The organism is Streptomyces sp. NPDC001513, assembly GCF_042894695.1.
Classification (GTDB): Bacteria; Actinomycetota; Actinomycetes; order Streptomycetales; family Streptomycetaceae; genus Streptomyces.
The window spans coordinates 208,234-233,423 of record NZ_JBIAVU010000012.1 but is presented as its reverse complement, the minus strand read 5'-3'; the positions used below and the strand labels follow the sequence as shown (position 1 = coordinate 233,423).

The window sequence follows — 25,190 nt, the reverse complement described above, 5'->3', positions numbered from 1 at the left end:
CGATTTGCCACCTAAGCGCCTGTCGCCCGAATGCGGCGCATGGAGACCGAACTTGCCTGTATTGGGAAGAGGGGCTCCGACCCGTGATGTCAGTCACGCGGGAGAGGTCAACATCATTTCCATGGAACAGCTGATTCCCTTTTCCCGGAAAGGGAATCGGCTATTTCACCAAGGGGCCTTCATGGTCATTTAACGGGTCGATGGCGGGATGTCGATCTATCGGTGGAATTCGGGGCTTGTTCGCGCCCTCAGAGCTCACTTACCTTCACCTCACTCCAGGTGGTCCGCTCGCCGAATAGGCCGCCGCCCGGGCTCTTCCGTCCCCCCACGTGAGGAATTCCGCCATGCCTGCAAAGGGTAAGCACCGTCGGCCGAAGCACCACCCGATCACCCGCAGGCTGGCCCTGGCCGGCACCGGTGGAGCGGCCCTCACCCTGCCGCTGATCAGCGCGACCACCGCGGGTGCGGTGCCGACGACCGCGGCGACGACCACGACCGCCGTGACCGCCACCACCGCGGCGAACGTGGTGACGGCGGCCGCCAAGACCTATTCCGTGGTCGCCGGCGACACCCTTTCGGAGATCGCCGCGGACCATTCCGTGAGCGGTGGCTGGCAGCAGCTCTATGCGGCGAACCGAAGCGTCATCGGCGACAACCCGTCGATCATCCGGCCCGGCATCAAACTGGAGCTCGGCACCCAGGCGGAGCCCGCGCGTGCGAGCAGGTCAGCCGCCCGGACCGCCCTCAAGCCCGCGGCCCAGACCGCCGCCAAGCCGGCCGCCAAGCCCGCCGCCGCCTACCCGAACAACCTCGACGGGTGGATCCGCGAGTCCCTCGACGTCATGGCCAAGCACGGAATTCCCGGCAGCTACAACGGAATTCACCGCAATGTGATGCGGGAGTCCTCCGGCAATCCGATGGCGATCAACAACTGGGACATCAACGCCCAGAACGGGATCCCGTCCAAGGGTCTGCTCCAGGTCATCGACCCGACGTTCCAGGCCTACCACGTGCCCGGCACCTCGCAGAACTCCTACGACCCGGTCGCCAACATCACCGCCGCCTGCAACTACGCGGCAGCCCGCTACGGCTCGATCGACAACGTCAACGGGCCCTACTAGACCCCGCCTCGGTGACGGGCGGCGCGGACCGACGGGCGGCGCGGACGAGGATCCGCAGGGGCGCCGCCAGGCCGTAGCCGACGTCCCGGCGCAGGGCGCCCACGCCCGCCCGCTCCACGCGGGTCAGCTGGTGCTCCATGAGCTCCCTCATCGTCGCGATCACCGGACGCAGTCCGGGTTCGGCGAGGTCGAGGACGCCGTGGGTGGCGTCGAGGGCCGTACGCGCACGTCGGCTCTCGTCGGCGAGGAGGGCGCGCACGCCCGGGGTGTCACGGGCCTGTTCGAGGTCGGCGCGGGTCACGGAGTGCTCCGCGAGCCGCTCGCGCGGGATGCAGAGCCGGCCGTCCGCGAGGTCCCCGCAGAGGTCGGCGAGGAAGTCCACGCGCTGGGCGGCGTCGACGAACCGCCGCCAGCCGGCGGCCTGTTCGGGGTCGGGGCCGCCCTGGTACTGGAGTCCGGTGAAGACCAGCACGCCGGGCCACGCGTAGGCGTCGAGATAGTTCTGGAAGTCCTCCTCGGCGGCGAAGCCGTCGAAGGCGGCCTCGGCGGTGGCGGCGCCCTCCAGGAAGCGGGAGACCCAGTGCGCGGGGAGGGCGCGGGAGTCCACCGCGTGGGCGTAGGCGCGCAGCACGGGGTCCGCGCTGTCCCCCGATGTCAGGGCCGCCTCGGTCCGCCCGGCCAGCGCGGCGAGTCCGTCGGCCCGCTGCCGCGGGGTGCCGGTCTCGGCCACGTCGTCGACCAGGTTCATGAAGGCCAGTCCCGCGGCCAGGTACGGCACCAGCGGCGGCGCGGCGAGCAGCCGCAGCGCGAGGTACGGGGCCGGTTCACGGCGGAGCACCCGGCGGGCGGCGTGCGTGTAGTCGTCCCGCAGCCGGGGGCCGGATATCCCGGCCGCCGTGAGGGTGGTGCGCCAGCTGGGCATGGGGGTGGAACTCCTCGGTGTACACATGGGGGGAGGGGAGGGCGCGTGCGTGCGCACCCTCGCTCGGCTCCGTGCGGCCCTGTTCGGGCACGCGGGATCAGGTGGCGGTGACCTTCCTGAGGCTGCCGTCGGTCTTCCACAGGACGTAGCCGCCGCGCCCGTACTCGTCGCTGAGGTACGTGCGGATGGAGGGGACCTGGTCCATCATCCACGGGTCGACGATGACGTGGCGCGAGGTCGGCTTCTCGACCTTCAGGTGCTTCTTGGTCTCCTCCAGCATGCCGGGCAGCGCGTCCCAGTTGACCGTGGCCATGTCGATCAGCGGCTCCCCCTCCTCGACCGTCCCGTCCGGGCCCGTGCGCGAGGCCGCGCCGTCCCGGTACTGCCAGGAGTCGACGGTCTCGGCGCCGGCGGCGGTGGGGATGGACGCGAGGATGTAGCCGTCGTAGAGCGTCATGTCGACGAAGGTGGTCGTCCCCGTCTCCTTCTTGAACGCCTCCAGTGCGGTGCGGATGTTCTCCGGCGTCATCATGCTGCCCTTGGGGGCGTCCGCCTTCTGCGCGCTCGCCTTGGGGCTGGGGGCCGAGGAGGCGTCCCTCCCGGGCGGGGTGGCGGAGGTGGCGACGGCCGGGCGGCTCGCCGCGCCGCGCTTGGCGTCGTCGTCGCCGGAGTTCCCGTCGGGCAGCAGCTGGACGATGCCGACGACGCCGGCCGCCAGGACCGCGGTGATGGCGGCGCCGATCAGGGCGGGGCGCCTGCGCGGGGCGGACGCCACCGGAACGGGCGTCGTGGCCGCGGCGTACGGGGAGCCACCGGACCCGTACGGCGGCGGGGTGGGCGGTGCGCCGGCCGGCGCGTACGGACCGAACTGCCCGTACGGGCCCGGTACGACCGGCGAGGCGACGGGCGGCGGGGGGACGGCCCCGGGGCCGGTGCCGGAACCGAGAGCAGCGCTCGCGTCGCGGAGCAGTTGTTCCAGCTGCGCTCCGTCGGGCCGCGCGGCCGGGTCCCTTACGAGCAGCCGTTCCAGTACGGGCCCCAGCGGGCCGGAGCGCACCGGCGCCGGGATCGGCTCGTCGAGCACGGCGACGACCGTGGCCAGGCTGGTGGCCCGGCGCAGCGGATTGGCTCCCTCGGCGGCCACGTAAAGGAGCATGCCGAGCGACCACAGGTCCGAGGCGGCCAGCCCCTCCTCCCCGCGGACCCGCTCGGGTGCGATGTACTCAGGCGAGCCGATCAGCACTCCGGTCGCGGTGAGCCCGGTGGAGTCGTGCAGCGCGGCGATGCCGAAGTCGGTCAGCACGGCCGACCCGTCGGGTCGCAGCAGGACGTTGGCGGGCTTCACGTCGCGGTGGAGGATGCCCTCCGCGTGTGCGGCGCGCAGCGCGGACAGGACGTCGAGGCCGAGCCGCACCGCTTCCGCGGGCGGCATCGGTCCGGACTCCAGGCGGTCGTGCAAGGAGCCGCCCCTGACCATCTCCATGACGATCCACGGGTGCCCGCCGGTGCCTTCCGGCGGTTCGACGATGTGGTGGATCGTCACGACGTGGGGGTGGGCGAGGCGGGCGAGGGCGCGTGCCTCGCGGACGGCGCGTTCGCGCATCTGGTCCGCGAGGCCGGGCTGGGCGGCGGCGGTCGCCGGGTCGGGCGGGCGTACCTCCTTGAGCGCGACCTCTCGGTGCAGGGCTATGTCTCGCGCCCGCCAAACGGTACCCATGCCGCCGCTGCCCAGGGGCGCGACCAATTCGAAGCGCCCGTCGATCAGCTGTCTGCCGGCCTCACTCGTGTCCATGGCGGATCATCGTAGGCGCCGCCACCGTCAGCAGCGTCGGCGGTCCACCGTGACCGTTCCCTGGACGGTGCCCACCGTGCGGTCGTAGCACCCGCCGGGTGCTTGCGACCCGTACAGCCGGTAGCGGGCGGAGGTGGTGGCGACCGCGTGGCGCTGGTCGCGCGGGACGTTCGCCGTGTAGGTGGCGTCACCCGTGTACTGGTCGTCGAGCCGGTTGGAGTCCACCGGCCGGCCGCCGCGCAGGGTGAGGGTGTCCGCGCGGTCGCCGAGCGAGAGGACGGTGCGCAGCCGGTCACCGGCGCCGAGGGTGGTCTCGCCGTTCATCGTGTGGGTGCGGGCGGTGCGGGTGGTGGTCGGCCCGTGCGTCACGCTCTCCTCGTCGGTCCAGGTGGCGTCGAGGGCGTCGAGGTTCTCGCCGTCGGTCCAGCGGTGGACGGAGGTGCCGTGCACGGTGCGGGTGACGGTGGTGGCCACCCGGCCGTGGGAGGTGTTCAGGTGCCCGGCGACGGTCAGGCGATGGCTGCCCTCGGTGTCCAGGCGGTGCTGTCCGCCGGGCGCGGCGGGTGTCCAGCGGGAGTGGCCCGCCGGATCGCTCTGCTCGTGCCGGGTCAGGGCGCCGGTGACGACCCGTCGGGCCTCGTCCTGCCACAGCAGCAGGTTGGTGGGGGTGCTCCAGCCGCTCTGACCGGCCGGCACCCCGGCGACGGACACCTCGATCCGGTGCGGGCGGCCGTCGTTGAGGAGGGCGGCGTAGGGGGTGAGGTCGTAGCGGATCGGCTGGACGTCGAAGGCGCGCGGGCCGGGGGTGACGTACCAGAGGAAGGGGTTGGACCAGCCGCCGGTCCAGACGGTGGGGAAGGGCGCGGCGATGCCGGCGAGCTGCCCGTCGACGGAGACGCGGACCTCACGGTGGGGGCCGTGGGCGGCCTTGCAGGAGTACGGGGCCGCGTCCGGGGTGGTCATGTACCAGTACTCCTCGCAGCCGCCGCCGGAGCCGGTGGCGTACACCTCGGCCAGCAGGTGCTCGGTGTTGCGCGGGGTGGTGACCGTCGGGGAGGTGAGGGGCAGGACGCGGTCGGGGGTGTCGGGGGCCGCGGCGCCGCCCTCGGCGGCGTAGAAGGTCAGGGTCACCTTGACGTCGATGACGCCGGTGTACGTGTCGTTGACGACGTTGCCGATGAGCATCTCGACGGGCTGCGGGCGGGCCAGGGTGTCGCGGTAGCGGGTGACGTCCTTCTCCACGGACCAGGTGATCCCGTCGGGCGAGGGCTGGGGGGTGGAGGTCCGCAGGATCTCGACCCCGCCGAGGGAGAGGTGGCCGAGCCGGTCGTACTGGCGGCCCTTGACCTTGCCGTCGAGGCGCAGGACCACCTTCGCCCAGGGGCCGGTGCCGCAGGCCGCGGGCGGCGCGTAGCTGCCCTGGTACGGGGTGAAGTCGCGGAACTGCGCCTCGGCGAGGGTCACCTCGCAGGACCGGGTCGCGGGGCGGGTGACGGGCGGGGCGGGGGTGAGCGGGTCGTGCCAGTCGGTGCCGAACTCGGCGGGCGGCGGGTCGGCCGGGGGCACGCCGTGCGCGGGCGCCGGAGCCATCGGGGTGAGGCCGTGCGCGGGTCCCGCGGCGGCCAGGGTGCCGGCGGCCAGCGCGATCGCGCCGAGCAGGCCCGTGATCCTGTGTCGTCTCATGGACCCGCAGTGAAACGCGGGCCGGCCCGGCGCTGCCAGGGCCGGTGCGCGGGCCCTGGCCGGTTCTCGCCGTCAGCCGCGCACGACGACCACGCCGTCGTCGTCCGCGTGGACCGTGTCCCCGGGGCGGAAGGTGATCTCGCCGATGGTGACGGGCTCGTCCACCGCGCCCTCGCCGGTCTTGCCGCTCTTGCGCGGGACCGTGCCCAGCGCCTTGACGCCGAGGTCGAGGCCGCCGAGGGCGACGCTGTCGCGGACCGAGCCGTTGATGATCAGACCGGCCCAGCCGTTGCTCTCGGCCGCGCCGGCGAGGAGGTCGCCGACCAGGGCGGTGCGGGGCGAACCGCCGCCGTCCACGACGAGCACGGCGCCGTCGCCCGGCGTGTGCACGAGGGCGCGCAGCAGGGCGTTGTCCTCGTGGCAGCGGACGGTCCGTACGGGACCGGCGAACAGGCGGCGGCCGCCGAACTGGCGGAACGCGGTGGTGCAGATGCCGAGGGACTCGCCGTACTCGTCGTACAGGTCGGCCGTGGGGACGGGGGTGACGCTCATGTCGGTACCGGTTTCCTCGCTGCTCGTTCTCGTACTTCGCGTGGTCCGGCCAGGGTAGTGGGGCCTTGCTCCGACCCGGCGAGCGGTGCCGTACGCGGGCTCTCGGGGCCCGGACATCGGCCGGAACCTGACGGGGCGTGGTGCGAGCGCGCGGAGCCGGGTCAGTCCCGGGAGTTGCCGAACAGGATGCGGTAGCCGATGAGCAGGACCAGCGAGCCCGCGATGGCGGAGCCCCAGGTGGCCAGGTCGAAGAACTCCGTCTGGATCGGCTTGTCCAGGATCTTCGCCGAGAGCCAGCCGCCGATGAAGGCGCCGGCGACGCCGATGAGGGTGGTGCCGATCAGACCGCCGGGGTCCCGGCCGGGCAACAGGACCTTGGCTATGCCGCCGGCCAGCAGTCCCAGGATGATCCAGCTGACGATCCCCATGCCCAGTCACTCCGCTTCGGTGGTTCGGTGGTCGTTCGTCGTCGTTCGGTGGTCGTTCCGTCGCGTCCGGTCGCTGCCTGCGTCCGGACGTTCACCTGGGAGGACGCCACCGTGGCCGAAACGGTTCTCTCCCGCTCTCTCCCGCTCAGACCGCCACGCGGCCGGCCGGCACCGCGGGTTCGACGGCGGCCGGCGCCACGGGGGGCACCGCCCGCGGGGGCGCCGCCTCGGCGGACGGCGTCCGGGTCAGCAGGACCACTCCGCGGGCCGCCAGCAGGGCCCCGGCCGCGGCGAGCAGCATCCCCGGCGCACCGCCTTGGAGGCGTTCGCCGAGCAGGACCATGCCGATGGCGGCCGCCGCGAGCGGGTTGGCCAGGTTCACCACGGCGAGCGGGGCACCGAGTCCGCCGCGGTAGGCCCGCTGTGACAGGAGCATCCCGCCGACGGCGAAGAACACGACGAGCAGGGCCACGGCGACGACCCGGAAGCTGAGCAGGGCTCCGCCGCGGCCGCCCGCGACGGCCACGGTCTGGGTCAGGGCGGAGGCCGCGGCGGAGGCCAGCCCCGACGCCGTCGCGTGCCGCAGCCCCGAGCGCGGGTCCTTGGACGCGGTCAGCACCAGGATCACGGCGGCCGTCGCCCCGGAGACGGCCAGCGCCTCGGCCAGGGTGAGGGTGTCGTCCGGGGCCGGCCCGGAGGCCGGGAGGAGGAGCAGGCCGAGCCCGGCGACGGTGGCCAGGGTGCCCCGCCATTCGGTGGCCGCCACCCGGCGTCCGGACCGCCGCGCGCCCAGCGGCACGGCGGCGACCAGGGTGAGCGCGCCCAGCGGCTGCACCAGGGTGAGGGGGCCGTAGCGCAGGGCGGCCGCGTGCAGGAGCGCGGCGGCCGCGTTCAGCCCGGCCGACCACCACCAGGCGCCGGAGCCCATCAGGGCCTTGGCGCTGCGTGCGACGGCGGCGCGGGCGAGGCGTTCCTGGGCGACGGCGCCGGCCGCGTAGGCCACGGCCGAGGCGAGGCAGAGCGCGAGGGCGAGGACGGTGTCGTTCATTGCCCGGCCCCCACCGCGGCCGCGGCGCTCTGCCGGTCCGGCAGCCCTCCCGCGGCGGCGTCGGCGTCAGCGTTCGCGCCCACGGCGGCGTCCGTGCCCGCGTCCGTGCCCGCGTCGGTGCCCGGGTCCGTACGCGGGTCCGCGCCCGGGCCGCCCTCGCGCGGCCGGGGGATCAGCAGGAGGGCCACCCCGAGCAGGACGGCGGCCACGACCGCGTCGAGCCAGTAGTGGTTGGCCGTGCCGACGATCACCAGCAGGGTCAGCAGCGGGTGCAGCAGCCACAGCAGGCGCCACCGGGAGGGGGGCTTCCCGCCCGGGGACGGGGTGCGGGTGGCGGCGATCACGCCGAGCGCGAGCATCAGCGCCCAGCCGAAGTGCAGCGAGGGCATCGCGGCGAACTGGTTGGCCAGGGTGTCGGCGTCCGGTGCGGCCCGGTAGACGGTGGGCCCGTAGACCTGCCCGGTGTCGATGAGCCCCGCGGCTTCGAGCATCCGCGGGGGCGCCAGCGGGTAGGCGAGGTGCAGGACGAGGGCGGCTCCGGTGAGCACGGCCAGGACCCGGCGGGTCCACAGGTAGTGCGCGGGGCGGCGGACGTAGAGCCAGATCAGGAAGAGCGCGGTAGCGGGGAAGTGGACGACCGCGTAGTAGGTGTTCGCGGTGTGCACGAGGGCGTCCCCGTGGAGCAGCAGCCGCTGCACCGCGCCTTCACCGGGCAGGCGCAGCGCCCGCTCGGCGTCCCATATTCGCTCCGCGTTGCGGAACGCTTCCCCGGTGCGGTCGGTCGAGAGCAGCCGGCCGGCCTTGTAGACGGTGAAGAAGCCCGCGACGAGCAGCAGCTCGCGTATGAGGCGACGGCGCGCGGCTCTCCGTCCGGCTGGCCCGGCCTCCGGCCCGGCAGGTGTGGTGTGGGAGGTCATCCCCCGGTCTCTCTTCCTGTTTACGCGCACTGCGACACGCCAGTGTATCGATACATTGGCGTATCGATACGCTGGTGTACCGATACGGTCGCGTTCCCGTACACTTCCGTAGTGGAACCGCCGCCGAGGAGCCCCCGAGGAGAGCCGCACCCCATGACGTCGACGCCGCCCCCCGCGCGCCGCTCCAAGATCACCCCGGAGCGGGAGCAGGAGTTCTACGACGCCGTCCTGGAGCAGCTGCGCGAGCACGGCTACGAGGCGCTGACCATGGAGGGCATCGCCGCCCGGGCGAGCTGCGGCAAGTCCACGCTCTACCGCCAGTGGAAGACCAAGCCCCAGCTCGTCGCCGCCGCCCTGCGCGCCGGCCGGCACGGCAGCCTCGTCGCGGTGGACACCGGGACCCTGGCGGGCGACCTGCGCGAGGCGGCCCGGATCGCGGCCGGCACCTCCGGGCGTGACACCCGGCTGACGCAGGCCCTCGGGCACGCCGTGCTCAGTGACGAGGAACTCCAGGCCGCCCTGCGCGAGGCGCTGGTCGAGCCCGAACTCGTTGCGTTCGACGCGATGGTGCGGCGGGCCGTGGGCCGCGGCGAGATCGCCGCCGACCACCCGGCCGTGGAGTTCCTGCCGGCCCAGCTGATGGGCGTGCTCCGGATCCGGCCGGTGCTGGAAGGACGGTACGCGGACGCCGACTACCTGGTCCGGTTCGTCGACGCGGTCATGCTCCCGTCCCTGGGCCTCGCACCCTCCCACCCCGTCAGGCCCCCGGCCGGACGGACCCCCTGAACCGGCGGGCCGCCGTCCCGATGACCTGACGGCGACCCGCCCGCGCTGCCTCGTGGGGACGGCGGCAGCGCGCCACCCGGACCGGGCGGCGGCCACTCACTCGACGAGTGGCGGCCGCCCGGTCTGTGCGGCACCGCGAGCGCCCCGGCGGCCGTGTTCAGCGGACACCGCCCATGACCCGGGCGAACTCCTCCGGGTCGGCGTCGAAACCGCGCAGCCGCACCTCGAACGACCAGGCGCCCGAGTCGTCGCGGGTGAACTCGGCGACGGTGGCCGCGGTGGCGGAGGGCACGGAAGCGAAATCGCTCTCGGCGAGGTCGGTGTGGCCCTCGCGGATCCGGAACCCCGTGCCGGCGATGTCGGCGAAGGTCTTCGCGCGGCCCCCGGCGCCCGTGTCCGCGCCCACGCTCTGGATGACCACGCCGACCACCACCCGGCGCAGCCCGGACCCCATCCGGTCCAGCTCCAAGGTCATCACCTCGTCGAAGCCGAAGCCCTGGCCGGTATGACTGTCCCGGTTCAGGCTGATGGTCCCGTCGGGCGAGCGGCTGCCGAAGTGGACCAGCTGGACCGGCGTGCCGTGGAGGTCCGCGGCCCCGTAGACCGCGGCGACGATGTCGAGATCGCTCGCGGGCGTGCCCGCAGGGCTGGGGTCCCACCGCAGCGCGAACTCCACCTTCGCCAGACCTTTGCGTACACCAGTCACCGAACTCCCCCTTCGTTCACCAGGACTTGCCCCCGCATGATCCCACGGGCCCCCGCCCCGGTCCGGAGGACCGTACGTTCCCGGCCGGTCACCAGTCGCCGTCCTGTACGGGTTTGCCCGGCCTCGGCGCGTCCCCGAGCGGTGTGACCTGGACCGGCGGCAGCCCGGTCCGTCGCAGCCGCGGGCGGTCCCGTCCTGCCCACAGGACGGGACGCACCGGGAGCCGGGAGCGGGCGGAGCCCCCTCGCCCGATCCGGGGAGCCGCAGGGTCCGAATGAACCTGATCTGTACCCCTTCGCCCAGCCCCCACGCCCGCCCCTTTCTCCCGCAGCGGCCCGGTTCAACCGCAGGATCCGCGGCTGAACCGGATCGTTATCCTCAAGTTTCGCTCAAATCTAGTGACGCTGCGCCTACGGGCTTCCTAGCTTCCTCGTACACGCGTCTCGACGTCACCGACGTCACCGACGTTCCCGCGGTTCCATTTGCCCCGGCGATCCCGGCGGCGCATTCCGCGTTACCCCAGGAAAGAGTGCAGCATGAAGGTTCCCCAGGCCGGTGCGGTCGCCGCAGTGATCGCGATCGCCCTGACCGCCTCCGGGTGTGTCTTCGGCGAGGACGAGGACCAGGGGACCCTCTCCATCGGCATCAAGTTCGACCAGCCGGGCATCGGCATGCGGGAGACCGGCGGCATCTACTCCGGCTTCGACGTGGACGTCGCGACCTACGTGGCCAAGGAGCTCGGCTACAAGGCGGACCGGATCGAGTTCAAGCAGGTCCTCAGCAACGACCGCGAGCTGCTCCTCCAGTACAACGAGGTGGAGTTCGTCGTCGCGAGCTACTCGATCAACGAGAAGCGCAAGGAGAAGGTCGACTTCGCCGGCCCGTACTTCGTCGCGCACCAGGACCTGATGACCCGTGCCGACGACACGTCCATCAACAAGGCCGAGGACCTCAACTCCAAGACGATGTGCTCGGTGACCGGCTCCACCTCGGCCGAGAACCTCAAGAAGAACCTCGCCCCCAAGGCGGCCCTGCTGGAGCTCGGTGCCTACTCGGACTGCGTCGTCGCCCTCCAGGAGAGCCGGGTCGACGCCATGACCACGGACAACGCCATCCTGGCCGGGTACGCCGCCCGCAAGGAGAACCAGGGCAAGTTCAAGCTGACGGGCCAGAGCCTCAGCAACGAGAACTACGGCATCGGCGTCAAGAAGGGCGACAAGGAGCTCCAGCGCAAGATCAACGACGCGCTGAAGAAGATGGTCCAGGACGGTTCCTGGGAGACGGCCGTGAAGAAGAACTTCGGGCCGAACTACAAGTACGAGCCGGCGCCGGCGATCACCCAGGTCGGCTGACGCTCCCGGGGCAGGGGGCCGCTCCCCCCGCCCCGGCCCGGCCCGGGCCCCGGTGGTCAGACCACCGGGGCCTTGCTGCGCAGTACGGTCAGGAACTCCCTCATCCAGCGCGAGTGGTCCGGCCAGGCCCGGGCCGAGACCAGGGTGCCGTCGACCACGGTCTCGGAGTCCTCGAACTCGGCTCCGGCCGCCTTCATGTCGAGCTCCAGCGCCGGATACGCGGTCACGCGGCGGCCGGTCAGGCCCCCGGCCGCGGCGGTGATGAGCGGCCCGTGGCAGATCTGCGCGATCGGCTTGTCGGACTCGGCGAAGGCCGCCAGGATGCGCCGCACCTCGGGATCGTTGCGCAGGTACTCCGGCGCCCGGCCGCCCGGGACCACCAGGGCCGCGTAGTCCTCCGTGACCACGTCCACGAAGGCCAGATCGGCCGGCCAGGTGTAGCCGGGCTTCTCGGTGTAGGTGTCGAAGCCCTCCTCGAAGTCGTGGACCACGAACCGCAGTTTCTTCACCTGCGGGGCCGCGATGTGGACCTCGTAGCCCTCCTCGCGCAGGCGCTGGTACGGATACAGGACCTCCAGTGATTCGGCCGCGTCGCCGGTCACGATGAGGATCTTCACTGCCATGGGCTGCTCCCGATGGTGCTGGTCGTGGTCGGTCCGGCCCCGCCCGGGGCCACCGCTACCCTGCCCGCGGCGGACAGCCGGCACACACGAAGATCCCCCATGGTCGACACATCGTTTTCACCTGTTGGGCACATGACAATGTGACCCTCGCTGTGCCACTGACACTCCGCCAATTCCCCGGGCGGGGACGGTGCGTATGGAGAGGTACCCCCCACCCGATGAGAATCTCGCGCCTGACCCCCTGGGCGGCCGCCCTCGCCGCCGCCGCCCTGTTCGCCGTACCGGCGGCCGCGTCCGCCGGCCAGCAGCGCACGGCCACTGCGGAGGAGCCGACGGCCGCCGCCGCGGCGGACCCGTACGCGGACTACTACGCGAGCGCCCAGGGCAAGACCGGGGCCGCGCTGAAGACCGCCCTGCACAACATCATCAAGAACCAGTCCAAGGTGAGCTACGACGGGGTGTGGAACGCCCTGAAGGTCACCGACCAGGACCCGGCCAACCCCAACAACGTCATCCTCGTCTACTCGGGCCGCTCCCAGTCCAAGTCGACGAACGGCGGCGGGGTCAACGACTGGAACCGCGAGCACGTCTGGGCCAAGAGCCACGGCGACTTCGGCACCGCCACCGGCCCGGGCACGGACCTGCACCACCTCCGCCCGGAGGACGTGACCGTCAACAGCACCCGGGGCAACAAGGACTTCGACAAGGGCGGCAGCCCGGTCGCCGAGGCTCCCGGCAGCCTGACCGACGCCGACTCCTTCGAGCCGCGCGACGCGGTCAAGGGCGACGTGGCCCGGATGCTGCTCTACATGGCCGTCCGCTACGACGGCGGTGACGGCTTCGCGGACCTGGAGCTGAACGACAAGGTCAACAACGGTTCCGCGCCGCTCTTCGGCCGGCTCAGCCTGCTGAAGCAGTGGAACCAGATGGACCCGCCGGACGCCTTCGAGCAGCGCCGCAACCAGGTCATATTCGACACCTACCAGCACAACCGCAACCCGTTCATCGACCACCCGGAGTGGGTCAACTCCATCTGGTAAACCGGTGCGGCCGCCGTCACGGCGGCCGCAACGATGGCCGAAACTCGTACGTCGCCGGCCCGGTGGCTCAGAGCCGGTCGGCGAGGGCCTGGAAGCCGGACCAGGGCAGCTGGGGTGCGCGGGAGTCCCAGACCTTCTGGGAGAGAGCGGCCAGCGGCAGCCGGATGCCGTCCGCCACCTGGGCCTGGGTCTGGGCGCCGGACAGGTCGGCCCAGACGGCGAGGCGCCCGCCCAGGATCTGGTTCGCGTACGAGGCCGGGACGGCGGTGCTGCCGCGCAGGACCAGCGGGGTCCACTCCTCGTAGATCCGCCGGCCGGTGGGGTAGGTGAACTGGTTCGGCTCGCCGAGCACGTAGTACAGGTACTCGTCGTTGAGGTTCACCAGCTTGCGGCCCTCGCGCAGGTACTCCAGCGGCGGCCGGGCGCCGATCTCCTTGCCTGTCCAGTACTCGACCTGGATGTCCTTGGCCGCGCTCGTCACTCCGCCCGCGAAGAAGCCGTCGTTCCACGCCTTGAGCGCCTTGCCGGACGGGCGGACCACGTCGGCGCGGTCGTTGAGCCAGCCCGTGGCCAGGTCCTGCACGCGCGCCGAGGGGCCGTACCGCTGCTGGGCCGCGCGGGCGAGCTGCGGGAAGGACGCCTGCGGGTCCCGGTAGACCAGCGCCTGGTACTCGTCGGCGCCCAGGTGCCAGGCTCCGCCGGGGAACAGCGGCTGGTACTCGCGCAGCAGCTCGTCGACGAGCTTCGCGGCCGCCGGGTTGGATATGTCCACCGCTCCCTTGACCGCCCTGCCCTGTACGTCGCGCAGTTGCAGGTCGGGGTGGGCGCGGAGCACCGCGCCGAGGTGTCCGGGCGAGTCGATCTCGGGGACGACCGTGATGTGCAGCCGGGAGGCGAGCGCCGTGATCTCGCGGACCTGCGCCTTGGTGAGGTGCGGATTCGAGACGATCTCGGGGTGGGTGTCGGACTGGATCCGGAAGGCCTGGTCGTCGGAGAAGTGCAGGCCGAGCTGGTTCAGTTTGAGGTCGGCCATCTCGCGCAGCCGGTCCTCTATCCAGTCGGGGGTGAAGTGCTTGCGCGCTATGTCGAGGTTGAGGCCGCGCTGGGGTTTGGCCGGGGCGTCGTTCACGGTGCCCTCGGGGGCCGAACCGGCGCTCTTCACCGCCTGCTTGAGGGTGCGGGTGCCGTAGAAGACCCCGGCCTCGTCGGGGCCCTTGATCCGGACCGTGCCGTCCTTGACGGTGAGGGTGTACGACTCGGGCTTGCCCGCCCCCTCCACGGAGAGCTCCACATCGCCCGCGCGCGGCGCCGTCGAGTCGCCGTACTTGAGGCCCAGTTCCCCGGCGAGCAGCTTCGCCTCGTCCGACAGGGCGGCGGCGTCGCCCTGCGCGACGACCACGCGGGCGTCGGGGGCGGGCTTCCAACCGGGGCCGCGGGCGGGTATGTGCTCGCTTACGGCGGGGATGGTGCGCGGGGCCGTGGACAGCGGGTAGGACTGCGTCGGGGTGGGGGTGGGCGGCGCCGGGGCGGCATCGGTCGGGGCGGCCGCCGACGTGGGAGAGCCCGGGGCGGCGGGGGCGCGCGCCTCGTCCGAGGCGGCCGTGCAGCCGGGTACGGCGAGGGTGACCAGCGCGGCGGCCGTTGCCGTCGCGATGGTCCGGACCCTCGTGTGAAGCCGCTGTTTCCGCATCATGCACCTGTGTCCCCCGTACCCAACCTGGCATGGGGGACACGGGCGCGCGACCCGGGAGTCTCAGATCGGAGCTCTCGGGCCGGGGCGTCTCAGGCCAGGGCGTCGAGCGCCGCGGCGGCGAAGGCGTGTTCCTGGTCGGGGGCCGCTCCGCCGACGCCCATGGCGCCCACGAGCCGGCCGTCGCGGTGGACGGGCAGCCCGCCCGCGATGAACAGCAGGGGACGGTCGAGGGCCGTGGGCAGCGTGTGGAGGGGACCTCCGGGGCGGACCGCTTCGACGAGGTCGGCGGTGGGCGCGTTCAGCTGGAGGGCCGTGTAGGCCTTGCGGGTGCTGGTCTCGCCCGAGATCAGTACGGCCCTGTCGTCGCGGCGGAAGGCGAGCAGGTGGCCGCCGGCGTCGAGGACGGTGACGCTGACCGTGGTCCCGGCCGCTTCGGCGGCGGTCTTGGCGACGCGGACGAGCAGCTCGGCATCCTCGGTGGTCAGGGCGGCGACGGCGGTGCGGGTGGGGGTGGACATGGCGGCTTCTCCTTGCGGGGGTCGTGTACGGGGATCAGGGGGTGGGTCAGTGGTGGGCGGGTGCGGCGGCGGTCGCCTCGCGGGCCGCGGCGGCGGCGATCACCCGGCGGGGGCCGGCGGCGGCGCGCGCGGCTGTACGGCGTTCCAGTGCGCCCGAGGCGAGGGCGAGCACCAGGGCGGAGGCGGCCAGCGCCGCGCCGACCCAGTTCGGGGCGGTCCAGCCGAGTCCGGCGGCGATCACGAGCCCGCCGAGCCAGGCGGCGAGCGCGTTGCCGAGGTTGAAGGCGCCGATGTTGACGGCGGAGGCCAGGGTGGGCGCCCCGGCGGCCTGGTCCAGGACGCGCTTCTGGAGCGGCGGCACGGTCGCGAAGCCGAGGGCGCCGATCAGCACGACGGTCACGGCCGCACCGGCCTTGGTGTGGGCGGTGAGGGTGAAGACGGCGAGGGTGACGGCGAGCGCACCGAGGGACACGTACAGCATCGGCATGAGCGCGCGGTCGGCGTACCGGCCGCCGATGAGGTTGCCGGCGACCATGCCCAGGCCGAACAGGACGAGGAGCCAGGTGACGGAGGAGTCGGCGAAGCCGGCGACGTTGGTCATCATCGGGGTGATGTAGGTGATCGCGGCGAAGACGCCGCCGAAGCCGAGGACGGTCATCGCCATCGCGAGGAGCACCTGGACGTTGCGGAAGGCGGCGAGCTCGCGGCGGATCCGTACGCCGCCCTCGGGCCGGGGCAGTTCGGGCACCAGCCGGGCGATGCCGAGCAGGCCGGCGACGCCGAGCGCGGCGACGATCAGGAAGGTGACGCGCCAGCCGAGGGTCTGCCCGACGAGGGTGCCGAGCGGGACGCCGATCACGTTGGCCACGGTCAGGCCGGTGAACATCATGGCGATGGCTCCGGCCTTCTTCTCGGGGGCGACGAGCTCGGCGGCGACGACCGCACCGATGCCGAAGAAGGCGCCGTGGGCGAGGGAGGCGACGACGCGGCCGGTGAGCATGACGCCGAAGGAGGGGGCGAGCGCGGAGAGCACGTTGCCGGCGATGAAGAGGCCCATGAGCAGCATCAGCATGCGCTTGCGGGGGATGCGGGTGCCGAGGACGGTCATGAGCGGGGCGCCGAGGACGACGCCGAGGGCGTAGCCGGTGACCAGGAAGCCCGCCGTGGGGATCGAGACACCGTAGGTGCCGGCGACCTCGGGGAGCAGGCCCATGATGACGAATTCGGTGGTGCCGATCCCGAAGGCCCCGACGGCGAGGGCGAGGAGTGCGAGAGGCATGGGGGGAGGTGCCCTTCAGGGAGGTGGTGGTGCGGGGTGCGGTCCGTCCGCCAGTACGGTTGCGGTCGCTGCTTACATGCGTCCACATTAATTGCAGACGCGGGATATTTGCAAGCGCGTGCTATTGCAGGCGTGGCCTATCCTGGGGGTCACACCGCTCGCACGGCACGCTTCGACGGAGGAAGCCCATGACGGCCACGGACAGCGCGCTCACCGCCCTCTCCCAGGGCTGGTGCGCCCTCTCCCTCCTGCACGGGCGGATCGAGTCGCACATCGAACGGGCCCTGCAGGCCGGGCACGGCCTGAGCGTGCGCGAGTACTCGCTCCTCGACGTCCTCAGCCGCCAGCACAACGGACCGGGCGGGCACCTGCGGATGCACCAGGTCGCCGACTCGGTGGTGCTCAGCCAGAGCGCGACGACCCGGCTGGTCAGCAGGCTGGAGGACCGCGGCCTGCTGAACCGCTATCTCTGCGACACCGACCGCCGGGGCATCTACACCGACGTGAGCGAGGCGGGCCTGGCCCTGCTGGCCGCGGCCCGGCCCACGAACGACACCGCGCTGCGCGAGGCCCTGGACGAGGCCGCGCGCAACCCGGAGCTCGCCCCGCTGGTGTCGGCCGTGGAGAACCTCCGCCGCTGAGCCCGGCGCGTACCGGCTTTCCTAGCGCGGCCCTCCGGCGGCCGGCGGGGAGGAGGTCGCCGCCCGGCCGGGCGGGGTGGACGGGACCGTCGACGGCGACACCGACCCCGAGCCCTTCGGCGCGGCAGGCCACGAGGCGCTGGGGCTCACCGACACGGCCGGGGGCGACGACGGGGACGGCTCCCCCGGGCTCGCCGACGGATCCGTGCCCGGGCTCGGCGCGGCCGGCCCGGCGGACCGCCGAGAGGGCGACGGCGAGGACTCCGGCGACGGGCGGGACGGGCCGGGGCCCGTGACCTTCGGCGGGGTGGCCGGCGGCGTCGGTCCGGGCGCCGGGTCCGGGGCGAGCAGCAGGTATCCGATCCCGGCGGCAGCGGCCGCGGCCAGGCCCGCCAGGGGCAGCGCGAACCGCCGCAGCCTTTCCACGGGCAGCCGCCGCACCTGCGGTCCCGGCGGATCCGCGGGGCGCAGCCTGCGGACGTCGATGCTGTCCGCGCGCGCGTCGAGGGCCTGCCGCAGCCGCCGCTCGACCGGGCGTTCGGCGAGGCGTTCGCCGTCACGCGTCATATCCGTCCCTCCAGAATCCGTTCCAGCGCGTCCAGGCCGCGGCTCGCGTTGGACTTGACCGCTCCCCGGCTGATCCCGAGGGTGGCCGAGATCTCCGCCTCGCTGAGGTCGGCCCAGTACCGCAGTACCAGGACCTGCCGGCGGCGCGGAGTCAGCCGGCCGAGCGCGGCGAGCACCTCGCGGTGCGCCTCGTCCAGGACCACGTGGTCCTCGGCGGACGGTACGTCGGCGGGCGGGGGCGGGGTCCAGGCCCGTACGGTGCGCCGGCGGCGCAGGACGGAGCGCGAGGTGTTGACGACCGCGGTGCGCAGGTAGCCCAGGGCGTTGTCGACCTCGGCTATCTGCTCCCCGTGACGCCTGTAGAGGGCCGTGAAGGCGTCCTGGACCACGTCCTCGGCCGTGGCCAGGTCGTCGACGAGCAGCACCGCCAGCCGGACCATCCGCAGCCGGTGCGCGTGGTAGAGCTCCGTGACGGTGGGGGGCCGGGGCTCGCCGTGGTCCGCGCGCCCGTACGGGTGCGCGGACCCGTACGAGGGCTCGTACGGGGACCCGTGCGGGCGCGGGGAGGCCGGCGGGGCGGAACGCTCGCTGCGCAGCAACGACCACAGGCCCCGCCACGCCCGGCCGAAGCCGGGCGTGAGGGGGCCGACGGGTGGTGCGAGGTGGAGCACGGAATTCCTCAGTTCGCGCGGCGCCGCACGGCGTACAGGGCTGCCGCGCCGGCGAGGACCAGACCGGCGGCCCCCGCCCCCAGGGCCGTGGTGGTCGAAGAGGAGCCAGTATGCGCGAGCTCGGCGCCCTCGGCGGCGGGGCCCGGCTCGGACGGGGAGGCGCTGGGCTTGGGACCTGCCGTCCCCGGGCTCGACGCGGAGACGCTGGGGGCCGCGCTGGGCGCGGCGCTGGGGGACGCGCTCTTCGCGCCCGAACCCGCGCTCGGCGGGGTGCTGACCGAGGGAGACGGCTTGGCCCCGCCCTCGCTGGGCGAGGCACTGGCCGGAACGCTGACCGCCGGCGCCGGCGCGGGCGAGCTGCCGCTCGCGGCGGAGGCAGGCCCGGCGAGGGAGACGGCCACTGCGGCCGCGGCAGCGGTGACGACCGCCCGGCGGACGGCCAGAGGGACGCGCTGGACACGCTTCAGGTTCTTCAAGGTGGTTCTCCACGGTCGGGTCGAGGGCACGGAACTGCGCCCTTCACCCCCGCACGACGCGCGACCCCCCGGGAGGTTGCCTCCGATCCGGAAAAACTTTCCGGCCGGTTTCCGGCAGCCCGCCCGGGCCGCCGCGCAGGCCCTCGCCCAGGCCCTCGCGGAGTGCGGTGCCCAGAGTGGCGACGCCCTCCTCGATCTCCCCGGCCGAGCCGGCCGCGTAGCCGAGGATCAGGCCCGGCGGGCCCGGCCGGACGCGGTGCCAGGACAGTGGATGGGTCTTGACGCCCAGGGCCAGCGCCGCCGAGGCCAGGGCCGTGTCCTCGAACCCGGCGCCGTCGAAGGTGACCATCAGGTGCAGGCCGGCCGCCGCGCCGTGCACCCGGGCCCCCGGCAGGTGCTCGGCGAGCGCCCGGAGCATGGCGTCGCGGCGCCGGCGGTGGCGGCGCCGCACGTGGCGCAGGTGCCGCTCCAGCTCGCCCGAGTCCATCAGCCGGGCGAGGACCAGCTGGGCGAGGACCGGGTTGCCGAGGTCGGCGTAGCGCTTGGCGGCGGTCACCGCGTCGCGCAGCCGCGGCGGCACCAGGAGCCAGCCCAGGCGCAGGGCGGGCGCGAGGAGTTTGGAGACGCTCCCGGCGTAGCAGACGGCCTCGGGCAGCAGGGCGCGCAGCGCGGGGACGGGGGCGCGGTCGTAGCGGTGCTCGGCGTCGTAGTCGTCCTCGATGACCAGGCCCCCGGCGGCCGCCCAGCCGAGCAGGTCCCGGCGGCGCGCGCCGTCGAGGACGACCCCGGTCGGGAACTGGTGCGCCGGGGTGAGCAGTACGGCTCCGGCCCCGCTCGCGCGGAGCCCGGCGACGTCGATCCCCGCCTCGTCCACCCGTACGGGCACAGTCTCCAGCCGCCCGTACTCCAGCTGCTGCCGGGCCCCGAGCGAGCCGGGGTCCTCCACGGCGACGCGGTGCACGCCCTCCTCGCGCAGGACCTGTGCCAGCAGCCCCAGGGCCTGGGCGACGCCCGCGACGATCACCACCTCGTCGGGGTCGGCGCGGATGCCGCGGTTGCGGGCCAGCCAGCCGGCGACCGCCCCGCGCAGGGCGGGCGCGCCCTGGGGGTTGCCGTAGCCGAAGTCGGCCGGGGTCAGGCCGGCGAGCACCCGGCGCTCGGCCTGCAGCCAGGCCGTCCGGGGGAAGGCGGTGAGGTCGGGGACCCCAGGCGAGAGATCGATCCGGCAGGGCACGGCGCGCAGGGCGTCCACCAGCCCACCGCGGTCCGGGGCGGGCGTCGGCCCCGCCGCCGGGGGCGGTGCGGCGACGACCACGGTGCCGCCCCGGCCGCGGCCGCGGACCTGGCCGGTCTCCGCGAGCCGCTGGTAGGCCTCGGTGACGAGTCCGCGGGAGACGCGCAGTTCGGCGGCGAGGACGCGGCTGGCCGGGAGCCTGCTGCCGACGGGCAGCGTGCCGTCGGCGATGGCGGCGCGGAGCCGGCCGGCCAGCCAGTCGGTGCGGCCGCCCGGCGGGGCCTGGCCGAGGTCGAGCTGGAGGAAGTCCGAGCCGCTCGGGCCGGTGGACCCCTCGGTGGGGGGCCTCTCGGGTGGGGGCCTGTCGGTTTTGGACCCCTGGATCACGCCTTCATTGGACCTGCTCACGGGTCCATTGTGGGGCCACGCTGGATCTCATGCAGAGAACTCCCGCCTCGACCACCTCGACTGCCTCCGCGGCCTCCACCTCCTTCCGGGATCTGGCCCCCGGCATCACGGGGATGGCGCTGGTCGGCAGCAGCGTCACCGTCTCCCGCTCGCTCGTCGACGCCCCGCTGTTCGCCACGCAGGCCGTCCGGTACGCCGCCGCCGCGCTGCTGCTGGTCGCGCTGGCCCGGGCCGCGCGGGTGCCGGTCCTGCGGCCGCGCGGCCGGGAGTGGCTGTGGCTGGCCGGGATCGCGGCGACCGGACTGGTGCTGTTCAACGTGGCCGTCGTACGCGGGGTGGCGCACGCCGAACCGGCCGTCATCGCCGTCGCGGTGGCCTCCGTACCGATCCTGCTGGGGCTGATCGGCCCGTTCCTGGAGGGGCGGCGGCCGAGCCGGCAGGTGCTGCTGGCGGCTCCGGTGGTGGTGGCCGGGGCGGTGCTGGTCGAGGGGACGGGCCGGACGGACGCCGCCGGGGTGGGCTGGGCAGCGCTCGCGCTGGGCTGCGAGGCCGGGTTCACCCTCCTCGCCGTCCCCGTGCTGCGCCGGCACGGCGCGTGGGGGGTGTCCGTGCACGCGGTGTGGCTGGGGGCGCTGATGCTGGCAGGGCTGACGGTGGTCTTCGAGCGCCCTGCCGACCTGGGCACGCTCGGGCCGACCCAGTGGGCGGCGGCGGGGTACCTGGCCGTCATGGTGACGGCGGTGGCATTCCTGCTCTGGTACCGGACGGTCGCGGCCGTGGGCGCGGGCCGCGCCGGGCTGCTGACCGGCGTCGCGCCGGTGGCCGCGGCCGGCGCCGGGGTCCTCGCCGGCAGCGGGGTCCCGGGACCGGCGGTGTGGCTGGGCCTGTTGGTCGTGGTCGTGGGACTGGCCGTGGGTCTGCGCCCGGGCCGCGCCCCCGGACCGGCCGTGCGCACGCCCCGCGGTGACCGCGAGCCCGCGTCCCCTTGAGCGCGTCGGGCTCTCGGTGGCGAGCGGGGCGGTGACGAGGACCCGGCCTACGTCACCCGGCTGTTCAGCCGCCGCCCGGGCATGGCACCCGTACGCTTCCGCGCCCGGCCGTCGGTGCGGGGGCCGGACCGCCGACCGGTCACGTGCTCCGCCGCGCGTAGCAGAAGAGGTGCTCCTCGGGGCCGGCCAGCGGGTCGGCGGGCTGGAAGGACGCGGTGTGGTGGTGCAGCACCTCCAGGCCCCGGTCCGCGAGCCGGGCCAGGTGGTCCGCCGTGGACAGGCTGCTGACGGTCACCTCGTGGCCCATCCATTCGATGTCCAGGCCCCGGATGTCCCCGGGCACGGTGGCCATCACGAAGTACCCGCCCGGCACGACCCAGGAGGCCATGCGGTCCAGTGCCCCGGCGACCTCCGGCTGGTCCATGACCAGGAGGGGGAAGAAGGCGCACACGGCGTCGAACCCGCCCGGTTCGGGCGTGTACGTGCGCACGTCGGCCTGTTCGAAGCGCGCTCCCGGGACCCGGGCGCGGGCCAGGGCGACCATGGCCGCCGAGACGTCGATGCCGGTCACGTCGCAGCCGGCCCGGACCAGCGACTCGGCGGTGGGCCGCCCGGTGCCACTGCCCACGTCCAGCACACGGGCTCCGCCGGGCAGCCGGGCGGTGAGCCAGTCGAGTGCCGCGAGCTGGCCGGGCACCCGCCCGAACACCTCCTCGTAGCGCTCCCCCAGCGCGTCGAACACCTCTGCCGCCGACTTGCGTTGACTCATCGGTCCGCCCTTCGTCTCGGGGGCACCACCGTACCGAGTACGGGGCCGGTGCAGAGCCGCTTCTTCACGGCCGGTCGGCCTCGTTCTGGGAGTTCGCGGATCTAGGCTCGGAAGGCTCTCCGAAGGAGTTCGCCGAACTCGGCGGGGTGCGTGGTCAGGCCGGTGTGCCCGCCGGGGAAATGCCGGAGTTCCGTGCCGAGATGCTCAGCCAGAAAGGCGGCCGGCCGGTAGGGCAGCTCGCCGCGTGAATCCTGGCCGCAGGCGAGCACGAGCCGGTCCGACAGCGCCTCCAGCCGGTGGACCTCCGGGGCGTAGGACATGAAGCTCGGCACGATGCGCCCAACGAAATAGGGCAGGTTGGCCATCGTCCGCTCAACCCGCGCCGCTGCCTGCGGCGGAAGCTTGGTCTCGGCCTTCGGCTCGGTGGTGTCGCCGGCCTTCTTGAGACCCGCGGCGAACACAGCCATCGCCGGCATGAGCCCCTCTGTGTGGAGCGTCGCCTGCACCCGCGCGATGAGCACGCGATGTGCGGAGGCGTCCGGCAGGACCTCCACAACAGGCGGCTCGTGCGCTATGAGGCGTTGGACGCGTTCGGGATGGGCGGTAAGCAGGTGCAGGGCGGCGATCGCGCCCGAGCTGGAGCCGAAAACGCGCGCGGGCTCGTCGGGCGACAGCCGTTCCAGTATCCGGAAGGCGTCGTCGGCGTGTTCGGCCACGCTCTGCTCGGCTTCGGGGTCGTCCAGCGTGCTTCGTGACATGCCGCGCGGGTCGTAGGTCGCGACGGTGTATTCGGCGGCCATGTCGTCGGCGATGCCGTCGAAGGAGGCCGCGCCGCCCGCCCCTCCGGGGATCAGCAGCAGGAGCGGGCCCTGGCCGCGCACTTCGTAGTGCAGGGTCGCGCCGTTCACGTGCAGGGTGCCGATGGTCGGGTCGTTCATGCGGAGTCTCCTTCTCGGGCCGGGGGCCAGTGCTCCAGGAGGGTGTGGAGGGCGTCGAGGGCGCGGACCCAGGACCGCTGCGGCGAACGCTCGTGTGCGAACCCGCCTACGGCCTCCAAGGCGACGAAGCCGTGGAAGGTGCTGCGCAGCAACCGGACCGCGTCGGTCAGGTCGGGCTCGGTCAGTCCGTAGCCGCGCAGCATGCCGTAGGTGAGCTCGACCGCGCGCCGCGGTCCGGGCGCCTTCGCGGCCAGTTCAGGGTCGATCCGGATCGGAGTCTGCGTCGCCGTGTAGCGGCCCGGATGCGTGTGGGCGTACTCCCGCCATGCGTCGGCAAACGCGACCAGCGCGTCCTTGCCCGCCCGTCCGGAGGTCGCCTCCGCGATGCGGATGGTCTTCTCGTCCGCCGCCAACAGCGCGATCCGTCCGCGCAGATCCTCCAGGCCGCGGACATGCGTGTAGAGGCTCGCATCCTTCACGCCCAGCCGTCGCGCCACCTGCGACATGGTCACCTGGTCGAGCCCGACCTCGTCCGCCAGCTCGGCGCCCGCGATCGTCACCCGCTCTGCCGTCAGCCCTGCCCGCGCCATGCACTCTCTCCATTCCTAGGAGCTCTAGTTTTAACCTAGGAGCCCTAGGAATACCAAATGGGAGGTGCGCTCCGGCTTCCGCGTGATCACTGACCCCCTCCAGCCAGAGCCGGGCAGGCCCATGGCACAGCGGAGCGCCGTCCTGGATCAGACTGCGCGTGGAGGGTCAGGTGGAGGCGGGGACCAGGACGACGGCCGTCCCGTACGCGCACACCTCGGTCCCGACGTCGGCGGCGTCGGTGACGTCGAAGCGCATCATCAGCACGGCGTTCGCGCCGCGCGCCTTCGCCTGCTCGATGAGCCGCTCCATGGCCTGGTTGCGGGTCTGCACCAGGGTCTTGGTGAGGCCCTTCAGCTCGCCGCCGATCATCGACTTCAGGCCCGCGCCGATCTGGCTGCCCAGGTGGCGGGAGCGCACGGTGAGGCCGAAGACCTCGCCGATGACCTGCTCGACCCGGTAGCCGGGGACGTCGTTGGTCGTGACGACGAGGACGCCGGTCTCGTGCGCCCCGGCCCCGCCGCCATAGTCTTCGATACCCATGGCCCCCACTCTCGCCCCGGCCGCCGCCGCCCGCATCCGGGGAGCCGTGCGGTCAGCGCATTCGGGCGGCGAGGCCGAACTCGTGGGCCACGACCACGGCCTGGGCGCGGCTGGACAGGGCCAGCTTGCTCATGCAGCGGTGGACGTGCGTCTTGACGGTGGCGGGGCTGAGGACGAGCCGTACGGCGATTTCGGCGTTGGGCAGACCGGCACCGACCAGGGCGAGCACCTCGCGCTCGCGCGGGGTCAGCGTGTCCAGGCCGGGGTGCGGGGCGCGGGCAGCAGGGGCGGCGTAGGTGTCGATCAGTCCGCGCAGGGCCCGGGGGCTGAACAGCATCTCGCCGGCGTGCACGGTGGAGATGGCGGCGAGCAGCCGCTCGGGCGGGGTGTCCTTGACGAGGAAGCCGCTGGCGCCGACCCGGAGCGCACGGAAGACGTGCTCGTCGGAGTCGAAGGTGGTCAGCACGAGCACCTTGGGCCCGCCGTCCGCGGGGTCCTGGCGGCCGGCAAGGATCCGCTCGGTGGCGGCGATCCCGTCGGTGCCGGGCATCCGGATGTCCATGAGGACGACGTCGGGGCGGGTCTCGGCGGCGAGCCGGACCGCCTCCTCGCCGTCGCAGGCCTCGCCGACGACCTCGTAGCCCGGTGCGGCGGTCAGCAGCGCGGTCAGTCCGGACCGGATCAGGAACTGGTCGTCGACCACGAGTACGGACGGCATCCGCGTCACCCCCCTCCCGCGGTAGATCATCGCCGTGTACACCCCTGGTTGTACAGCCTCGCCATCCAAGGGAGTAGGCGGGTCTCAACCCGTGGATGGGCGCGGCCGGAAGCCGTCCGCCCGTAGGTTGAGTGCGCCGGTCAAACGGCCGGCGCCGGCCCTGCCCCCCGGGGCCCCGCTGCGCGGCC

The 25,190-nt window shown here is 73.5% G+C and carries 27 protein-coding genes; 6 read left to right on the top strand and 21 right to left on the bottom strand.

What is annotated here, in order from left to right; all coding sequences use genetic code 11:
• Positions 1–344 precede the first annotated feature (344 nt).
• Positions 345–1,121: a transglycosylase SLT domain-containing protein gene (locus ACFYZ4_RS26750; protein WP_384352707.1), complete on the top strand. Its 777-nt coding sequence runs from the start codon at positions 345–347 to the stop codon at positions 1,119–1,121.
• Here the strand turns inward: ACFYZ4_RS26750 and ACFYZ4_RS26745 are convergent.
• The 7 genes from ACFYZ4_RS26745 to ACFYZ4_RS26715 all read right to left on the bottom strand — a co-directional run bounded on the left by ACFYZ4_RS26745 (position 1,105) and on the right by ACFYZ4_RS26715 (position 8,463).
• On the bottom strand, positions 1,105–2,043 hold the full coding sequence (locus tag ACFYZ4_RS26745) for a phytoene/squalene synthase family protein (protein ID WP_390785021.1): 939 nt from the start codon (positions 2,041–2,043) through the stop codon (positions 1,105–1,107). The two genes, ACFYZ4_RS26750 and ACFYZ4_RS26745, sit on opposite strands and share 17 nt — an antisense overlap.
• 97 nt (positions 2,044–2,140) lie before the next feature.
• Positions 2,141–3,835: a serine/threonine-protein kinase gene (locus ACFYZ4_RS26740; RefSeq protein ID WP_390785020.1), complete on the bottom strand. Its 1,695-nt coding sequence runs from the start codon at positions 3,833–3,835 to the stop codon at positions 2,141–2,143.
• 27 nt (positions 3,836–3,862) lie between these two features.
• On the bottom strand, positions 3,863–5,518 hold the full coding sequence (locus ACFYZ4_RS26735) for a peptide-N4-asparagine amidase (protein ID WP_390785019.1): 1,656 nt from the start codon (positions 5,516–5,518) through the stop codon (positions 3,863–3,865).
• Between the two features lie 72 nt (positions 5,519–5,590).
• Positions 5,591–6,070: a ribonuclease E activity regulator RraA gene (gene rraA / locus ACFYZ4_RS26730; protein WP_390785018.1), complete on the bottom strand. Its 480-nt coding sequence runs from the start codon at positions 6,068–6,070 to the stop codon at positions 5,591–5,593.
• A gap of 161 nt (positions 6,071–6,231) precedes the next feature.
• On the bottom strand, positions 6,232–6,498 hold the full coding sequence (locus ACFYZ4_RS26725; RefSeq protein WP_384352694.1) for a GlsB/YeaQ/YmgE family stress response membrane protein: 267 nt from the start codon (positions 6,496–6,498) through the stop codon (positions 6,232–6,234).
• A gap of 145 nt (positions 6,499–6,643) precedes the next feature.
• Entirely contained in the window at positions 6,644–7,546 is a 903-nt protein-coding gene (locus tag ACFYZ4_RS26720) for a DMT family transporter (RefSeq protein WP_351300415.1), read from the bottom strand.
• Complete coding sequence (locus tag ACFYZ4_RS26715; protein WP_390785017.1) at positions 7,543–8,463, bottom strand: phosphatase PAP2 family protein; 921 nt, start codon at positions 8,461–8,463, stop codon at positions 7,543–7,545. The genes ACFYZ4_RS26720 and ACFYZ4_RS26715 overlap by 4 nt, the downstream gene beginning before the upstream one ends.
• 153 nt (positions 8,464–8,616) lie before the next feature.
• On the opposite strand from ACFYZ4_RS26715, the gene ACFYZ4_RS26710 reads away from it, so the two are divergent.
• Positions 8,617–9,249, top strand: coding sequence for a TetR/AcrR family transcriptional regulator (locus ACFYZ4_RS26710; RefSeq protein WP_351300409.1), 633 nt, complete (start codon positions 8,617–8,619; stop codon positions 9,247–9,249).
• A gap of 157 nt (positions 9,250–9,406) precedes the next feature.
• Here ACFYZ4_RS26710 and ACFYZ4_RS26705 read toward each other — a convergent pair whose 3' ends face one another.
• A complete protein-coding gene (locus ACFYZ4_RS26705) occupies positions 9,407–9,955 on the bottom strand; it encodes a TerD family protein (protein ID WP_390785016.1) in 549 nt (182 codons plus the stop codon).
• 536 nt (positions 9,956–10,491) lie between these two features.
• On the opposite strand from ACFYZ4_RS26705, the gene ACFYZ4_RS26700 reads away from it, so the two are divergent.
• On the top strand, positions 10,492–11,307 hold the full coding sequence (locus ACFYZ4_RS26700) for a glutamate ABC transporter substrate-binding protein (protein WP_390785015.1): 816 nt from the start codon (positions 10,492–10,494) through the stop codon (positions 11,305–11,307).
• A gap of 56 nt (positions 11,308–11,363) precedes the next feature.
• On the opposite strand, the gene ACFYZ4_RS26695 is transcribed toward ACFYZ4_RS26700, so the two are convergent.
• Complete coding sequence (locus tag ACFYZ4_RS26695; RefSeq protein WP_351300400.1) at positions 11,364–11,930, bottom strand: DJ-1/PfpI family protein; 567 nt, start codon at positions 11,928–11,930, stop codon at positions 11,364–11,366.
• A 218-nt stretch (positions 11,931–12,148) separates the two neighbouring features.
• On the opposite strand from ACFYZ4_RS26695, the gene ACFYZ4_RS26690 reads away from it, so the two are divergent.
• Positions 12,149–12,970 carry an endonuclease I family protein gene (locus tag ACFYZ4_RS26690; RefSeq protein ID WP_384353453.1) on the top strand — a complete coding sequence of 274 codons (822 nt, stop codon included), beginning with the start codon at positions 12,149–12,151 and terminating at the stop codon, positions 12,968–12,970.
• 67 nt (positions 12,971–13,037) lie between these two features.
• Here ACFYZ4_RS26690 and ACFYZ4_RS26685 read toward each other — a convergent pair whose 3' ends face one another.
• From ACFYZ4_RS26685 to ACFYZ4_RS26675, 3 genes are all read right to left on the bottom strand, one after another.
• Entirely contained in the window at positions 13,038–14,660 is a 1,623-nt protein-coding gene (locus ACFYZ4_RS26685) for a glycoside hydrolase family 20 protein (RefSeq protein ID WP_390785068.1), read from the bottom strand.
• Between the two features lie 92 nt (positions 14,661–14,752).
• Positions 14,753–15,181 carry a heme-binding protein gene (locus tag ACFYZ4_RS26680; protein WP_390785014.1) on the bottom strand — a complete coding sequence of 143 codons (429 nt, stop codon included), beginning with the start codon at positions 15,179–15,181 and terminating at the stop codon, positions 14,753–14,755.
• A 46-nt stretch (positions 15,182–15,227) separates the two neighbouring features.
• Complete coding sequence (locus ACFYZ4_RS26675) at positions 15,228–16,460, bottom strand: MFS transporter (protein WP_390785013.1); 1,233 nt, start codon at positions 16,458–16,460, stop codon at positions 15,228–15,230.
• A gap of 188 nt (positions 16,461–16,648) precedes the next feature.
• Between ACFYZ4_RS26675 and ACFYZ4_RS26670 the strand changes: the two genes are divergently transcribed.
• A complete protein-coding gene (locus ACFYZ4_RS26670) occupies positions 16,649–17,101 on the top strand; it encodes a MarR family transcriptional regulator (RefSeq protein WP_351300388.1) in 453 nt (150 codons plus the stop codon).
• A gap of 21 nt (positions 17,102–17,122) precedes the next feature.
• On the opposite strand, the gene ACFYZ4_RS26665 is transcribed toward ACFYZ4_RS26670, so the two are convergent.
• From ACFYZ4_RS26665 to ACFYZ4_RS26650, 4 genes are read right to left on the bottom strand one after another with little or no spacing between them, the layout of a single operon-like run.
• Positions 17,123–17,668, bottom strand: a complete 546-nt coding sequence (locus ACFYZ4_RS26665; protein WP_384353245.1) for a hypothetical protein — start codon at positions 17,666–17,668, stop codon at positions 17,123–17,125.
• A complete protein-coding gene (locus ACFYZ4_RS26660) occupies positions 17,665–18,339 on the bottom strand; it encodes an RNA polymerase sigma factor (RefSeq protein WP_390785012.1) in 675 nt (224 codons plus the stop codon). Before ACFYZ4_RS26660 ends, ACFYZ4_RS26665 begins: the two co-directional genes overlap by 4 nt.
• An 8-nt stretch (positions 18,340–18,347) precedes the next feature.
• Entirely contained in the window at positions 18,348–18,815 is a 468-nt protein-coding gene (locus tag ACFYZ4_RS26655; RefSeq protein ID WP_351302768.1) for an LAETG motif-containing sortase-dependent surface protein, read from the bottom strand.
• Positions 18,816–18,858: 43 nt separating this feature from the next.
• A complete protein-coding gene (locus tag ACFYZ4_RS26650) occupies positions 18,859–20,457 on the bottom strand; it encodes a PLP-dependent aminotransferase family protein (protein WP_351302771.1) in 1,599 nt (532 codons plus the stop codon).
• A gap of 29 nt (positions 20,458–20,486) precedes the next feature.
• Between ACFYZ4_RS26650 and ACFYZ4_RS26645 the strand changes: the two genes are divergently transcribed.
• Positions 20,487–21,446 (top strand): DMT family transporter, encoded by a 960-nt coding sequence (locus ACFYZ4_RS26645; protein WP_351302774.1) that lies wholly within the window; start codon positions 20,487–20,489, stop codon positions 21,444–21,446.
• A 139-nt stretch (positions 21,447–21,585) separates the two neighbouring features.
• On the opposite strand, the gene ACFYZ4_RS26640 is transcribed toward ACFYZ4_RS26645, so the two are convergent.
• The 5 genes from ACFYZ4_RS26640 to ACFYZ4_RS26620 form a co-directional block, all read right to left on the bottom strand.
• Entirely contained in the window at positions 21,586–22,215 is a 630-nt protein-coding gene (locus tag ACFYZ4_RS26640; RefSeq protein ID WP_351302777.1) for a class I SAM-dependent methyltransferase, read from the bottom strand.
• A gap of 101 nt (positions 22,216–22,316) precedes the next feature.
• A complete protein-coding gene (locus tag ACFYZ4_RS26635; protein ID WP_390785011.1) occupies positions 22,317–23,153 on the bottom strand; it encodes an alpha/beta fold hydrolase in 837 nt (278 codons plus the stop codon).
• A complete protein-coding gene (locus ACFYZ4_RS26630) occupies positions 23,150–23,743 on the bottom strand; it encodes a WHG domain-containing protein (RefSeq protein WP_351302783.1) in 594 nt (197 codons plus the stop codon). Before ACFYZ4_RS26630 ends, ACFYZ4_RS26635 begins: the two co-directional genes overlap by 4 nt.
• Positions 23,744–23,909: 166 nt before the next feature.
• On the bottom strand, positions 23,910–24,284 hold the full coding sequence (locus tag ACFYZ4_RS26625) for a YbjQ family protein (protein WP_351302786.1): 375 nt from the start codon (positions 24,282–24,284) through the stop codon (positions 23,910–23,912).
• Positions 24,285–24,336: 52 nt separating this feature from the next.
• The gene (locus ACFYZ4_RS26620) at positions 24,337–25,002 is read right to left on the bottom strand and encodes a response regulator transcription factor (RefSeq protein ID WP_351302789.1); all 666 of its coding nucleotides are present in this window, start codon (positions 25,000–25,002) and stop codon (positions 24,337–24,339) included.
• Positions 25,003–25,190: the final 188 nt, after the last annotated feature.